Below are 13,481 nucleotides of genomic sequence, written 5' to 3' on the forward strand. Positions count from 1 at the left end.
GATGTCCGGCTTCAGTTCGGGACGACCCCGGATCCCGCGGTCAGTGTGACGACGTTGTTGTGGCTCTCCCGTCCCTTGACCCGCGACACCCAGACCCGGCCTCGAGTTGCCTGCGCCAGCACACTTTCGACGGTGTGGAACACCCAGGCCGCCGAGCCTTCCATCCCGGTGCTGTCCATGAGCCGCAGGTCGATGACACCCCGCTCGGCCAGCATTTCGAACAGGGCGCGTTGCGGGTCGTTCACCGCGATCAGCGTGGTGTGGTCGAACTGGTTTCGCAGCGCTGCCCAGACCTGCGTGAGGGTCTTCGCGTCCAGCACCGCGCCGGTGCCGGGCTCAGTTTCCGCGCAAGCGAACTCGATTTCGAACGCCCGCTCGTAGCCGTGCAGGAAGACCCGCTTTCCGTGGTTGGCCCAGGAGCGGCGGCAGCAGGGAAGGTTGTCGAACAACTTGCGAATATGGAACCGCGCCGTCCGGCCCAGGGGGGCGTCGTCGCGGTGCAGCGTTGCGATGTGCACCACGTCGGCGAGGGCGGTGTCACTCATGTGCGTAACTACCTTCCTGAGTTGAGGTGTGCTCTTGGCTTGCCAGCGTGAGGAATTCGACTTGCGCGTCCGCGTTGTCACGCAGGGATCCGTAGAAGGACGTGGTCATGGTCTGGGCGCCGTTCGCTGAGACGACGGTGGGGGGCATGCAGATGTGCACCGCCTGCACCAGGACGCCCACCCCGCGTGCCGCCAGCTGGTGGTGCAGCCACAGACCTATCCGGTTGGTCATCTGGTGCTGGACCTGAATGCCGCGCGAGCATGCCTCGACGATCCGCCTCAACTCGGGTGTGCCCAGCCGTGTTTCGTTCGGGATGTATCCGACGTGCGCGACGCCGTAGAACGGCAGCAGATGCTGCTCGCACAGGGACTGAAACGGAATAGAGCCGGCCAGTACCAGTTCGGAGTCGTGGTCCGAAGCCGGAGCCGGCCCGCCGGCGAGCAGGGGCAAATCGGCATGACGCAGCATGTCGATCCTCTCATGGATGGTTTCCCGAGATCGCCTCTGACCTAGGTTGTTTCATGCTTGCGGCTCAGCGTCCGGGCGACGCCTTGACGGAATCTAAAAGGATCCTTGGAGGATTCTTGGAGTGGGTCGACACCTCATCGGCGGCCGCGGTGACTATAAGCGCTTGCTTCCGCCGCGAGGGTGCGGAGATGTACAGCGACACGCCGGTCCGGCTGGCATTTTGCGCGCGCTCGCCGACGGGTTTCGACGACGCGACCGTAGTCTACCCATCGGCCGATATCAGCTGCGGCCAATCCACCGTCGTATCGAATTCACACCCACCGCGTATCGAGTTCACACCCAGTACGGCACCCGGGCGCGGTATTGCCGCATCGCGAAGGCCGCCAGTATCCAGCCGACCACGGTCAGCGCCACCACCACCGCCCAGTGCCGCAGCTCCTGGTGGGCACCCAAAAGCGGCGCCCGGACCATGTCGAGGTAGTGCAGCAGTGGGTTGAGCTCGACGATCTTCGACCAGCGCCCGGCGCCCTGCTGGCGCAGCGTGTCGTCGTTCCAGATGATCGGCGTCATGAAGAACAGCAACTGCACGACCGAGAACAGCAGCGGACCGATGTCGCGGTAACGGGTCGCCAGAATGCCGAAGCACAGTGACACCCAGATGCTGTTGAGGAAGATCAGCGCCAGCGCCGGAAGGACCGAGAGGTCCGCCCATGACCAGGGCTTGGGGAAGATGACCGCGATGACGAGATAGATCACGATGTTGTGCGCGAACAAGATCATCTGCCGCCACACCAGCCGGTAGACGTGCACGGACAGCGGCGTGGGCAATTGCTTGATCAATCCCTCGTTGGCGACGAAGACTTCGGCGCCTTCCAGGATGGCGGCGTTGATCAGGTTCCAGACGATCAGCCCGAGGGTGACGTAGGGCAGGTGCACCGACAGTTCCAGGTGAAACAGCTTGGAGTACAGGCCGCCCATCGCCACGGCGGTGGTGCCGGTGGCAATGGTGATCCAGAACGGTCCCAGCACCGAGCGGCGGTAGCGCTGCTTGATGTCCTGCCAGCCCAGGTGCAGCCACAGTTCGTGACGGCGGAAGCCGTCGATCAGATCGCCGCGGGCGCGGGCAAACGTCTTCGACTGAGCCGCCGCGTCGATGAATGTCATGCTGAACCTCCAGGCCGTCCGAACTTCTCGCGACGCCCCAAGCGGCGCAACCGAATCCACTCCAGCAGGCCCTTGGGGTCGCGGCGGCTCACCACGAAGAACCAGCCGAAGCGCACCCACTCCTGGGGCAGCAGCTTGCGCAGACCGGGCTGCGACAGCAGGTAGCCGCGGTTGCGGTAGGTGAAGAATCGCTTGGTCGGGTTGTCGGGGTATTGGGTGTGCATCCGGCCGCCCAGGATCGGCTTGAACTCCTCGGTTCCGCAGGGGTGCAGGTAGATCGTGTCCAGGCAGGTGCCGAACGGCAGGCCGGACCGCACCAGCCGGCGATGTATCTCCACCTCGTCACCGCGGATGAACAGCCGCAGGTCCGGAACGCCGATCGATTCCAGGGTCGACGCCCGGAACAGGGCGCCGTTGAACAGCGACGCGATGCCGCGCAACAGATCCTGGTCCGTTTCGGTACGCAATTCGCTTACTCGCCGGCGCCATACCAGGCCACGGCGCAACGGAAACGCCAGCCGCTCCGGGTCGTCCATGTCGCACACCATCGGCGACACCTCGGCCAGCCCGTACCTCTGCGCGCAAGCCAGCAGGGTGGCCAGCACCTCGGTGTCCTGCGGGCGCCCGTCGTCGTCGGCCAACCACACCCAATCGGCGCCCTGGGCCAGCGCGTGCAGCATCCCGAGCGCGAAACCGCCTGCGCCGCCTAGGTTTCGGCGCGACCCCAGGTAGGTGGTGGAAATCGGTTGGGCGGCAACCAGTTCGCGGACCCGACCATCGCCGGAAAAGTCGTTGTCGACGACGATCAGGTGATCGGGCAACCGGGTCTGGCTGCTCAACACATCCAGCGACTTGGCCAGCTCGTCCGGGCGCCGGTGGGTGACCACGACGGCGAAGACCGAGTCACTCATCCCCGGTCTCGTCCAGCACTTCGCGTACGTGCCGGGCGGCGTCCTCACCCTCGTAGGCGCGCACGACGTCCTCGATGCCGCCGGTGAGCTTGATGACACCGTGGTCGATCCACATCGCGGTCTTGCACAGCCGGGCCAAGAACTCGTTGGAATGGCTGGCGAAAACCAGGATTCCGGAACGCTTGACCAGTCGCTGCAGCCGGGACTGGGCCTTTTTCAGGAAATCGGCGTCCACGGCGCCGATGCCTTCGTCGAGCAACAGGATCTCTGGGTCGATGCTGGTGACGACGCCCATCGCCAACCGCACACGCATGCCGGTGGAATAGGTGCGCAGCGGCATCGACAGGTAGTCGCCCAGCTCGGTGAACTCGGCGATCTCGTCGACCTTGGTCAGCATCTGCTTTCGGGTCTGCCCCAGAAACAGCCCGCGGATGATGATGTTTTCGTAGCCGGAGATCTCCGGGTCCATGCCGACGCCGAGATCGAAGACCGGCGCCACCCGGCCGGTCACCATCGCCGAGCCCCGGGTGGGTTCGTAGATGCCCGAAAGTAGGCGCAGCAGAGTCGATTTCCCGGCCCCGTTGTGGCCCACCAGACCTACCCGGTCGCCCAGGTTCAGCGACATGCTGATGTCCCGCAGCGCCTCGATGACGACCACGTTGGAGTTGTTGCGTCCGATCGTGCCGCCCGCCTTGCCCAGGACGGCCTTCTTCAGCGAACGCGACTTGGCGTCGAAGATGGGAAACTCCACCCACGCATTGCGGGTTTCGATGTAGGGGCCGGTCGCCACGGAGTTTGAAAAGGTCAGAGGTATTGGCCGGTGCCGTGAGCGCCCGGCTGTCCGGCTTGGCCTGGTTTCCCCATACCCGGTGGCAGCGCACCCTGGCGCATCTGCTCCAGCTGTGCGCGGGCGGACATCTGCTGGGCGAAAAGCGCGGTCTGGATGCCGTGGAACAGCCCTTCCAGCCAGCCGACCAGCTGCGCTTGGGCGATGCGCAATTCCGCGTCCGACGGCGCAGCGTTTTCGTTGAACGGCAGGGTGAGGCGGTCGAGTTCCTCACGCAGTTCCGGCGCCAGCCCGTCTTCGAGCTCCCGGATGCTGGTGGCGTGGATATCACGCAGCCGGTTTCGGCTGGCTTCGTCGAGTGGCGCGGCGCGCACTTCCTCGAGCAGTTGCTTGATCATGGTCCCGATGCGCATCACCTTGGCGGGCTGCTCGACCAGGTCGGCCAGTGAGCGTTCGTCGTCGCCGTCATCGTCGGATGCCACGTCGCGCAACCCCATGATCCGGGGATCAACGCCGCCGATGACCTCGATGCCGTCGTCATCGTTGCCGGTACTCAATGCAGTCACCGTCCTCTTTCGTGCCTGGCCAGGAGCGTCATTCTAGGAATGTGGCGCTGCGGGACTTCCGCGCCATTCCCAGATTTGAGCTCCGCCGTTGTCGTAGATCTTCGCCCAGGCGGGCGATTTCTCCAGTGACCTTATCCCTTCGGGCTCGCTGAACCCGCGAACCGTCGGCTCGCTGGTCAGGATGTAGCGGATATTGAGCACCCGGACCGCTTCGGCGACCCTCGGATTGCCGGTGTTGGCCCGGGACCAGAAGATGTAGCGAAAGTAGCCGGGGCCGGTCTGCTGCGGGAAGTCGTAGTGGGTCCACAGCGGGTGCAGGTCGGCGACGGCGTACATCCACGCGGTGCCGTCGACGTTGGAGTTGCCGATGAGGGTCTGTCTGGCGCCGGGCAGTTTGGCCAGATACGCCATGGCGTCGAGGTCGTGCTGGTCGATCATCACCGAGTCGTACTTGTCGCCGAACAGGACCAGGTGCCGATACAGGTAGTGCCGCCCGGTGAGCACGGTGGCCAGCACCAGCACCACCGCGGTGGCCGAGACCCACACCTGCGCGGGCAGGTGCCCGTCGGGCCGGACCCGATCGGCGAGCCGCTTCGCGCCGGCCATCAGCACCATGACCAGTGCGAACAGCGCGATGCCCGCCATCGGCGCCAACAGCATCGTCACCACCGACGTGAGCCGTCGGGGATCGTTGTAGAAGAACTGACTGAACTGTTCGATGAAGTCCCCGGCGTGGTTGCGAAACGGCGCCCCCGAGTAGATGGTCGCCACCGTAAGCACCAGCCAGACTGCGGGCGGCCACCAGATTTTCTGGTACAGGAAGATCGCCATGCCGATGCCGGACAGCACGACGAGGCCGTATTGGGTCGGGAAGTCGTTGAGGTGGCGGGTGTGCAGCAGGAGCGCGTCGATGACGTACTGCTTGACGCTCTTGAAGCTGGGGAATGCGTGCCCGGCGATGATGTCGGCCTGCTTGAGCACCCCGAGGAACTGCGGCGCCAGAATCAGCCCCGTCGGCACGGCCACTGCGACCAGGGTCAGCGCGTCGGTGAGCCGGCCGCGCACCGGATGCCACAAGGCGTCCAGCAGCCACCAGCCCAACAGAAACAGGATGACGACGAACCCGCCGGTCAGGTGGACCGAGAAGACGCCGACGAGCGCCAGCACGGCTATCGGGATGCGGTCGCGGTGTCGCAGCGTCGAGGCGATCAACACAAAAGTCGGGATAGCGACGCCGTAGGCAGCCAGATTGGGCATCGCGGCGACGCCGAATTCGATGTAGGGCACCGAGGTGAACGACGCCGACAGCGCGGCGGCGGTGGCGGTGGCCCCCGCGGCGCGCCATTCGCTCATGACCGGACGCACCAGGAACCAGGTGAGGACCGCGGCGCTGGACGGAAACAGCCAGATCGACGCCGCCACGGACGTCACCGTATAGCCGGTGGTGGGTGCGGCACCCGTCAGCTGACAGAACACCGCCGTCAGGGCGTGGAACACCGACGGGTAGTACAGCGGCTGGTGTGTCTCGACGTTGCGAAGCTCACCCATGTGGGTGGACGATGCCTGGCCGGTGTCGAGGATGAAGCGCACGGTGTTGGCGTGCCAGACGGCGTCCCAGGTACTCGGGACGGATTGCCAGTGCACGAGGCCGCGATAGGCCGCCCAACTGACCAGCAACGTTCCCAGCAGCACTCCGGCCGCCACGATGAGTGCGGGGGGGCCGCCGAGCGCGCGGGCCTCAGCCTCGGTGTCGCGGTAGCGGGCGAGCATCACCTGCAAACCAGTCATGACTGCGCACACCACGGCCAGCGCGGCCAGCGCTGTCCAGCCGTTCCAGGGAATTCCGACCGCGCCGAACGGGATGATGGCAAGCGCCACGACGCCGTAGGTCAGTGCCGGGCCAACTGCGATGGCTATCGGCCAAGTTTGCTGGGCGATGCGTGCGACGATGGCTCCCGGGGCGATCAGCACGATCAACGCGATCAGCGTTCCGAAGGCCAGCCCCACTCGACTAGTATGGCTGGCCGGGTGACCTTGCTTTCGAGGCCTCCGACCGGCTGGGCCGGCGGGACCCTCTCTGGGGCGCCCGCAACCGTCACAATTTCGCGGAATTGCGGAAGCTCTAAGGTGGCTGTCATGGCATACGACGTCGCCCGGGTGCGTGGATTGCATCCGTCATTGGGTGACGGATGGGTGCACTTGGACGCGCCGACCGGGATGCTGATTCCCGATTCCGTTGCGACCACCGTGTCTACCGCCTTCCGCAGATCCAGCGCGAGCACGTTGGGCGCTCACCCGTCAGCACAGCGCAGCGCGGCCGTGCTGGAAGCCGCGCGTGCGGCGGTCGCCGATCTGTTCAACGCCGACCCGGCGGGCGTCGTGCTGGGCGCTGATCGCGCCATCCTGCTGTCGTCGTTGGCCGAGGCGTCGTCGTCGCGGGCCGGTCTGGGGTACGAGTTGATCGTCAGCCGCCTGGACGACGAGGCGAACATCGCCCCGTGGCTGCGCGCGGCACACCGCTATGGCGCCAAGGTGCAGTGGGCCGAGGTCGATATCGAGACCGGTGAGTTGCCGACGTGGCAGTGGGAGAGCCTGATCGGAAAGGCGACCCGGCTGGTGGCCGTGACCTCCGCGTCGGCAACGCTGGGCACGGTCACCGATTTGCGGGCGATGACCAAGCTGGTGCACGAGGTCGGCGGGTTGGCGGTGGTGGACCATTCGGCGGCGGCGCCCTACCGGTTGCTCGACGTCAAGGAAACCGAAGTCGATGTGGTGGCGGTGAACGCGCATGCGTGGGGCGGTCCGCCGATCGGGGCGTTGGTGTTTCGTGATCCGGCTCTGCTGGACTCCTTCAGTTCGGTCTCGGCGAACCCGTATGCCACCGGCCCGGCGCGGCTGGAGGTCGGCGCGCACCAGTTCGGTCTGTTGGCCGGGGTGGTGGCCAGCATCGAATACCTCGCGGCACTTGACGAGTCAGCTCGCGGCAGCAGACGCGAACGCCTCTCTGTGTCAATGCAATCCGCCGCGTCGTATCTGAACCGGATCTTCGAGTACCTGATGGTGTCGTTGCGGTCGTTGCCGTTGGTGATGTTGATCGGCCGGCCCGAGACGCGGATACCGGTGGTCAGTTTCGCTCTGCACGGGGTGCCGGCCGAGCGGGTGGTACAGCGCTTGGCGGACAACGGAATTCTGGCGATCGCCGACGAGAGTTCACGCGTGCTGGACGTGCTGGGCGTCAACGACGTCGGCGGCGCGGTGACCGTCGGGCTGGCGCACTACTCGACGACGGCCGAGGTCGACCAGCTGGTGCGCGCCTTGGCCTCGCTCGGCTAGGCTAGGGCGGCCATTTCAGCACCCGGTTGTGCCCGTAGTCGGTGACATACACGTTGCTGGCACCGTCTACCGCTACACCGCTCGGGTTGCTCAGGCCGCTGAACGGCAGCACCGTCTGGGTCGTGGCGCCGGCCGCGAGCTTGAGTACCCGATCGTTGTACCAGTCGGTGACATACACGTTGCCGGCAGCGTCTACCGCGACCCCCTTGGGCTCTCTGAGGCCGGTGAAAGCCAGCGTGCTGGTGGTGGTTCCCGATGTCAGCTTGAGGACTCGGTTGCTGAGGTAGTCGACGACATAGACGTTGCCGGCGGAATCGACCGCCACACCCTCGGCGCGTTTGAGGCCGGTGAATGGCAAGGTAATCGCGGTGGTCGTGCCCGCCGCCAATTTGAACACCCGGACCGAGTCGGTGGCGTAGACGTTGCCGGCGTTGTCCACCGCCACGCCCATGAACTTGAGATTGTCGGGGCTGGCGAACGGCAGTGTGGTCGTAGTGTTTCCGCCCGCCAGCTTCAGCACACCGTTGCCGGCGGTCGCGTAGACGTTGCCGGCGGCGTCCACCGCGACTCCCCAGGGGGCCTTGATATCGGCGAACGGCAGCACGGTCTGAGTCGCGGATCCCGCCGCCAGCTTCACCACCCGGCCGTTGTTGTTGTCGCTGACGTAGACGTTGCCGGCGGCGTCCACGGCCACACCGCGGGGGCCGTTGAGCCCGGTGAACGACAGGCCGCCGCCGGACGGGGACGACGGGGACTTGTCCGGTCCGGAGGTGGCCAGGACTGCGGCGATCGCGATAACGACGATCAGCGCAATCCCGCCGGCGAGGTAAGCGAACTTGGCGCGCTTGGGCGAGGCACGCGGACGGGTCGGCTCCGGTTGCGGGGCCGCTGCGGCCGGCGGCGGCGGTAGGTTGACCGGCGGCGGCGGAGGCCGGTAGACGGGCGCCGGCGTTGGTCGGGTCGGATGGCCGGCAGCCTGGGTGCCGGTCGAGGCGAGGCGCGCTGCGGTGGCCAGTTCGAGGGCGTTTCGGTACCGGTCGTCGGGGTTTTTGGCCATGCCGGTGGCGATCACGTCGTTGAATCCGACGGGGACGGTCGGGTTGACGTGGGTGGGCTTGGGCGGGGCCTGTGTGAGATGCCCGGCGATCTGCTGTTCGAAGCTGTTACCCGGATAGGGCTGGGCGCCGGTCAGGCATTCATGCAACACGCATGCCAACGCGTAGATATCGGAGCGGGGGTCGGCAACGCCGGTGCTGAAGCGTTCCGGTGCCATGTAGGCCAGGGTTCCGATCAGCATGCTGGTACTCGTCAATCGGGTGGCCTTGACGTCGTGGGCGATGCCGAAGTCGATCAGGTAGACGAAGTTGTTCGCGGCCATCAGCGCGTTGGACGGTTTGATGTCTCGGTGCACCAGTCCGGCGGCGTGCGCGGCATCCAAGGCGGTGGCCAATTGCTCGATCACCTGGACGGCCTGATGCGGCGCCATGGGCCCGTCTCGTTGCAGCAGGCCGTGCAGGTCGATGCCGTCGATGACCGGCATGACCAGATACAGCTGGCCGTCGATCTCGCCGGTGTCGTGGATCGGGATGATGTGTGGCTCGGTCAGCCGGGCCGCGGTGTAGGCCTCGCGTTGAAACCGCGCCCGATAGCCAGGCTCGCTGCCCAACTCGTTGGGCAATACCTTGATTGCGACGTCGCGGCCGATCACCGTGTCGTGGGCTTTGTAGACGGTGCCCATGCCGCCCTCGCCGATCACCGACAGCAGCCGGTAACGCCCGAACGCCACCTCGTCCATCGGCAGGCCTCCCTCACCCGCTGGGAGATGGTACCGAGCCGGCTCGATTCCCGCCGTCGGTTCAGAACTTGTCGAAGTTCTGCGCGGCGACGGCCATGCCGTGGCCGGTCGCGTCGTTGGTGAAGCGGACCCACGCGCTGACCGCGATCGTCCAACCGTTGGCGCGATAGGTCTGCCCGGCAGCGAGCGGTTGGATGGTTGGAGTGGCCGGAAGAATGACGCCGTCAGCCGGTGTCAAAGAAGCGCCCGAGGCATTGACGGCGACCTGGTTGGAGCCGGCACCGGGACAGCTGCCGTGCGGCGTGTCTATTAGCAGTCCCGGTTCGCAGGTATCGCACGTCACCGTGTCCGTATCGACTTGACAGCGCGTGCCCCACGGAGTCTTGAAGTACTGCGACGTCGGCACGGGCGGCTGCGACGGCGACGCCGGTGCTGCGGTGTGGCCGGGCGTCGTCGGCTCGGAAGGCGGTGCAGCGGTTGGTGTTTGGGACGCATGCGGTTTGAAGAGGGTGAAGGTGATCACGGCGACGGACAGGATCACCAGGGTCGCGACCACCGCGACAAGCGCAGCGATCTGGGTGCGCCGGCTTTGGGCCGGCTTTGACGGCGACGGCTGCGGGGGCGTCTGAACCGCGGGTCGGTTGGGTGGATGTTGTTGGTTTCCAACCGGATTCGGGTAGGGGGGTTGCTGCCACCGCGGTGGCGGCACGGGCCGCGTCGGGTTAATCCGGGGGGCGGTGCGCGGAATATGCGAGGGCATGCTGGTCAGCGCCCGCCGCGCCGCGACGGCCAGGTCCTGCCCGCTCTGAAACCGCTGCTCGGGATTCTTCGCCATCCCCGCGGCGATCACCTCGTCGAATCCGCCGGGCAGCCCGGACCGGTGCTCACTGGGCCGCGGCGGATCCAGCGTCAAATGTCCGGCGATCTGCTGCTCGAGACTGTCACCGGGATACGGCTGCTGCGCCGTCAGACACTCGTGCAGCACACACGCCAGCGCATACACATCCGAACGGGCATCGGCCACACCGGACGTGAAGCGCTCCGGGGCCATATACGCCAAGGTGCCCACCATCATCCCGGTGGCGGTCAACTTGGTCGCCGCCCCGACATGAGCGATCCCGAAATCGATCAGATACACGAAATCGCGCGCGGTCACCAACGCGTTGGACGGCTTGACATCACGATGCACCAGGCCGGCGGCGTGTGCGGCGTCCAGCGCCGCCCCCAACTGTTCGATCACATGCACCGCCCGCGGCGGACGCATCGGCCCCTCCCGCGCCAAGAGCGCGTGCACGTCGACGCCCTCGACGATCGGCATCACCAGATACAGCTGATCCTCGAACTCCCCGGTGTCGAAGATCGGGATGATGTGTGGCTCGTTCAGTCGCGCTGCGGTCTGAGCCTCGCGCTTGAACCGGGCCCGGTAACCCGGCTCGCTGCCCAACTCGATGGGCAACACCTTGATCGCCACATCACGCCCGATCACCGTGTCATGGGCCCGATACACCTTGCCCATGCCGCCCTCACCGATCAGCGCCACCAGCCGGTAACGGCCAAACGCCACCTCGTCCACCGGCAAGCCCTTCTATTGTTGGATCTCGAAGGTGAACTCATGGCCGCAGATGCTGATCAGGTCGCCGTGGACGAGGGTGGCGCTCGGACGGATCTGCTGCCGCTGCACCTGCACACCGTTGGCCGACCTCAAGTCGGTGATCACGAAGCTGCCTCCGGTATCGACGATTACGGCGTGGTGCCGGCTGACGTCGTCGTCGTTGAGAATTATGTCGTTGTCTGCCAAGCGTCCTATCCGGGTGGCGGCGCCTGGTAGCGAGTACTGCCGTCCGGAAGCGTCGCGCAGCCGGGCGACAACAGACTTGCGGTTCAGAAAGCTCTGCACGGCGGCCATGGATTTAGCCGCGGTGGTCTTGGCGGACTGCTTGATGTCCAGACGCTCCTGGCGCAGGATTCGCGTGTACAGGTCGCTGACAGTGGGACCCGGGTCGATGCCGAGATCCTCGGCCAGCACCGTTTTCAGCCGCCGGTATGCGTCGAGGGCTTCGGACTGGCGTTGGGCTACGTAATAGGCAGTCATCAGCTGCGCCCACAGCGGCTCGCGGTAAGGGTGTTGGGCCGCAAGCACTTCGAGCTCACCGATGATGGCGGCGGCGCGGCCGCAAGCGATTTCGCTTTCCGCGCGGGCGATCTGGACCAACATCTGGTCTTCCATCACTGCGGTGGCGAAAGTTTCGACGAAGGCAAAGTCACGCAAGTCGGCAAGTACCGGCCCGCGCCACTCGTCGAGCGCAGCCGACAGGTGCTTGCCGGCCTGCTCGAAACGTCCGGCTGCGGCGGATTTCATGCCAGCCGTCTTGGCGGCGAGGAAGCGGTCCAGGTCGCAGTCGCCGGCCGCGACACTGAGCCGATACCCCGGCGGCGCGCTCGCCAACACCTGATAGGGGTCTACCCCGGTGCTGCCCAGCACGCGGCGCAGGTTGGACACGTAGGACTGGATGCTGGTGCGTGCTGCCGGCACCGGCGACTGATCCCAGGCCGCGTAGACCAGTGAATCCGTACCGATCGCACGGTTGCGGTTGATCAGCAGCATCGCGAACAGTGCCCGCTGCTTCGGCGTACCCAGCGCCACGGGCGCGCCGGCCACGGTCAGCAGCAAAGGCCCCAGCAGGCCGAACCTGAGACCAGTTCCCAACATCGCGCTTCAAGCCTCCGGGGCCTGTCGTGTCAATGGCGACGTCAGTCTCTCATTGTGACGCCACCTAGTGCGACAACTCGCGCTACACGGTCAGCAGGATCTTGCCGGACACCTTCCCGGATACCAGCAGTTGGTGCGCCTCGGCCGCCTGCTGGATCGGCATGCGCTTGCCGATGATCGGCCGGACCTTGCCGTCGGCAGTCATCGGCCACACCGAAGCCACCACCGCTTCGACGATCTCGGTTTTGCTGTTCGGGCCAGTCACCGGCCGGGCCCGCAACGTGGTGCCGATGACCCGTGCTCGTTTGCCGAGCAGCTTGGCGATGTTGAGTTCACCGATCACTCCGCCCTGCATGCCGATGATGATCAGCTGTCCTTCGGTGGCCAGGGCGTCGATATTGCGGTCCAGATAGGCCGCGCCCATGATGTCGAGGATGACGTCGGCGCCGTCGGTCTCCTCCTTGAGGCGTGCCACGAAGTCCTCGTCGCGATAGTTGACGGTGATCTGGGCGCCCAGGTCGCGACAGAGTTCCAGCTTTTCCGCCGACCCGGCGGTGACCGCCACCCGGGCGCCCAGGGCCCGCGCCACCTGGATCGCGTGGGTTCCGATGCCGCTGGAACCACCGTGCAGCAGGACCAGCTGGCCTTCGCCGAGGTGAGCGGTGAGCACCAGATTCGACCACACCGTGCAGGCCACTTCAGGCAAGCCGGCAGCGTCGGCCAAGTCGACGCCCGACGGTATCGGCAACAGCTGGCCGCCCGGAACTGAGACGTACTCTGCGTAGCCGCCACCCGCCAGCAAGGCGCAAACTTGTTGTCCGACAGTCCATCCGGGAACATCGGAGCCGACTTCGGTGATGACGCCACTGGCCTCCATGCCGATGGTTTCGCTGGCTCCCGGCGGTGGCGGGTATTTTCCGGCGGCCTGCAGCACGTCGGCGCGGTTGACGCCGGCCGCGGCGACCTTGATCACTACCTCGCCTGGCCCGGCGGAGACGTCGGGTACTTCTTGCCAGGTCATTTGCTCGGGGGATTCGGCGACGATGGCGTGCATGCCGGTCACGCTACCGGGTGGTGTCACGGATGCCACGGCCGCTGACGAGCGCGCGCATTTGTACCGCGACACGCCGGCACCCGCGCGCATTTGGGGCCGCTCGCGCGTAGGTGGGCAAGCCTCCTGATCCGGAGACTCGGACGGGTG

12 protein-coding genes are annotated in these 13,481 nt (G+C 66.1%); 1 reads left to right on the top strand and 11 read right to left on the bottom strand.

All coding sequences use genetic code 11. The annotated features are described in order from the left end of the window. Nucleotides 1-11: 11 nt before the first annotated feature. The 7 genes from VML93_RS18410 to VML93_RS18440 form a co-directional block, all read right to left on the bottom strand. A complete protein-coding gene (locus VML93_RS18410; RefSeq protein WP_325612840.1) occupies nucleotides 12-545 on the bottom strand; it encodes a 6-carboxytetrahydropterin synthase in 534 nt (177 codons plus the stop codon). Continuing rightward, nucleotides 538-1,014, bottom strand: a complete 477-nt coding sequence (locus VML93_RS18415) for a GTP cyclohydrolase I (protein WP_325612841.1) — start codon at nucleotides 1,012-1,014, stop codon at nucleotides 538-540. Before VML93_RS18415 ends, VML93_RS18410 begins: the two co-directional genes overlap by 8 nt. Nucleotides 1,015-1,347: 333 nt before the next feature. Beyond that, nucleotides 1,348-2,178, bottom strand: coding sequence for an ABC transporter permease (locus VML93_RS18420; RefSeq protein WP_325612842.1), 831 nt, complete (start codon nucleotides 2,176-2,178; stop codon nucleotides 1,348-1,350). Beyond that, complete coding sequence (locus VML93_RS18425; protein WP_325612843.1) at nucleotides 2,175-3,089, bottom strand: glycosyltransferase family 2 protein; 915 nt, start codon at nucleotides 3,087-3,089, stop codon at nucleotides 2,175-2,177. Before VML93_RS18425 ends, VML93_RS18420 begins: the two co-directional genes overlap by 4 nt. Next, nucleotides 3,082-3,879: an ABC transporter ATP-binding protein gene (locus VML93_RS18430; RefSeq protein ID WP_325612845.1), complete on the bottom strand. Its 798-nt coding sequence runs from the start codon at nucleotides 3,877-3,879 to the stop codon at nucleotides 3,082-3,084. The genes VML93_RS18425 and VML93_RS18430 overlap by 8 nt, the downstream gene beginning before the upstream one ends. 14 nt (nucleotides 3,880-3,893) lie before the next feature. Beyond that, nucleotides 3,894-4,373 (bottom strand): bacterial proteasome activator family protein, encoded by a 480-nt coding sequence (locus VML93_RS18435; RefSeq protein ID WP_325612857.1) that lies wholly within the window; start codon nucleotides 4,371-4,373, stop codon nucleotides 3,894-3,896. Nucleotides 4,374-4,475: 102 nt separating this feature from the next. Next, nucleotides 4,476-6,449, bottom strand: coding sequence for a DUF6541 family protein (locus tag VML93_RS18440; protein WP_325612846.1), 1,974 nt, complete (start codon nucleotides 6,447-6,449; stop codon nucleotides 4,476-4,478). Nucleotides 6,450-6,578: 129 nt separating this feature from the next. On the opposite strand from VML93_RS18440, the gene VML93_RS18445 reads away from it, so the two are divergent. After that, nucleotides 6,579-7,775, top strand: a complete 1,197-nt coding sequence (locus VML93_RS18445; protein ID WP_325612848.1) for a cysteine desulfurase-like protein — start codon at nucleotides 6,579-6,581, stop codon at nucleotides 7,773-7,775. 1 nt (nucleotide 7,776) lies between these two features. Here the strand turns inward: VML93_RS18445 and VML93_RS18450 are convergent, their stop codons facing one another. The 4 genes from VML93_RS18450 to VML93_RS18465 form a co-directional block, all read right to left on the bottom strand. Further along, nucleotides 7,777-9,570 (bottom strand): serine/threonine-protein kinase PknD, encoded by a 1,794-nt coding sequence (locus VML93_RS18450; protein ID WP_325612849.1) that lies wholly within the window; start codon nucleotides 9,568-9,570, stop codon nucleotides 7,777-7,779. Between the two features lie 61 nt (nucleotides 9,571-9,631). Next, entirely contained in the window at nucleotides 9,632-11,143 is a 1,512-nt protein-coding gene (locus tag VML93_RS18455; protein ID WP_325612859.1) for a serine/threonine-protein kinase, read from the bottom strand. 12 nt (nucleotides 11,144-11,155) lie between these two features. Continuing rightward, nucleotides 11,156-12,280 (bottom strand): BTAD domain-containing putative transcriptional regulator, encoded by a 1,125-nt coding sequence (locus tag VML93_RS18460; RefSeq protein WP_325612851.1) that lies wholly within the window; start codon nucleotides 12,278-12,280, stop codon nucleotides 11,156-11,158. An 82-nt stretch (nucleotides 12,281-12,362) separates the two neighbouring features. Beyond that, nucleotides 12,363-13,334, bottom strand: a complete 972-nt coding sequence (locus VML93_RS18465; protein WP_325612852.1) for an NAD(P)H-quinone oxidoreductase — start codon at nucleotides 13,332-13,334, stop codon at nucleotides 12,363-12,365. Nucleotides 13,335-13,481 lie beyond the last annotated feature (147 nt).

It is taken from the genome of Mycobacterium sp., from assembly GCF_035499775.1.
GTDB lineage: Bacteria > Actinomycetota > Actinomycetes > Mycobacteriales > Mycobacteriaceae > Mycobacterium.

Bases quoted from the DNA above. Each gene is read 5' to 3' on its own strand.
- VML93_RS18435 (WP_325612857.1), bottom strand. From the start codon at position 4,373: ATGGGGTTGCGCGACGTGGCATCCGACGATGACGGCGACGACGAACGC.
- VML93_RS18410 (WP_325612840.1), bottom strand. From the start codon at position 545: ATGAGTGACACCGCCCTCGCCGACGTGGTGCACATCGCAACGCTGCAC.
- VML93_RS18420 (WP_325612842.1), bottom strand. From the start codon at position 2,178: ATGACATTCATCGACGCGGCGGCTCAGTCGAAGACGTTTGCCCGCGCC.
- VML93_RS18460 (WP_325612851.1), bottom strand. From the start codon at position 12,280: ATGTTGGGAACTGGTCTCAGGTTCGGCCTGCTGGGGCCTTTGCTGCTG.
- VML93_RS18445 (WP_325612848.1), top strand. From the start codon at position 6,579: ATGGCATACGACGTCGCCCGGGTGCGTGGATTGCATCCGTCATTGGGT.
- VML93_RS18425 (WP_325612843.1), bottom strand. From the start codon at position 3,089: ATGAGTGACTCGGTCTTCGCCGTCGTGGTCACCCACCGGCGCCCGGAC.
- VML93_RS18415 (WP_325612841.1), bottom strand. From the start codon at position 1,014: ATGCTGCGTCATGCCGATTTGCCCCTGCTCGCCGGCGGGCCGGCTCCG.
- VML93_RS18450 (WP_325612849.1), bottom strand. From the start codon at position 9,570: ATGGACGAGGTGGCGTTCGGGCGTTACCGGCTGCTGTCGGTGATCGGC.
- VML93_RS18465 (WP_325612852.1), bottom strand. From the start codon at position 13,334: ATGCACGCCATCGTCGCCGAATCCCCCGAGCAAATGACCTGGCAAGAA.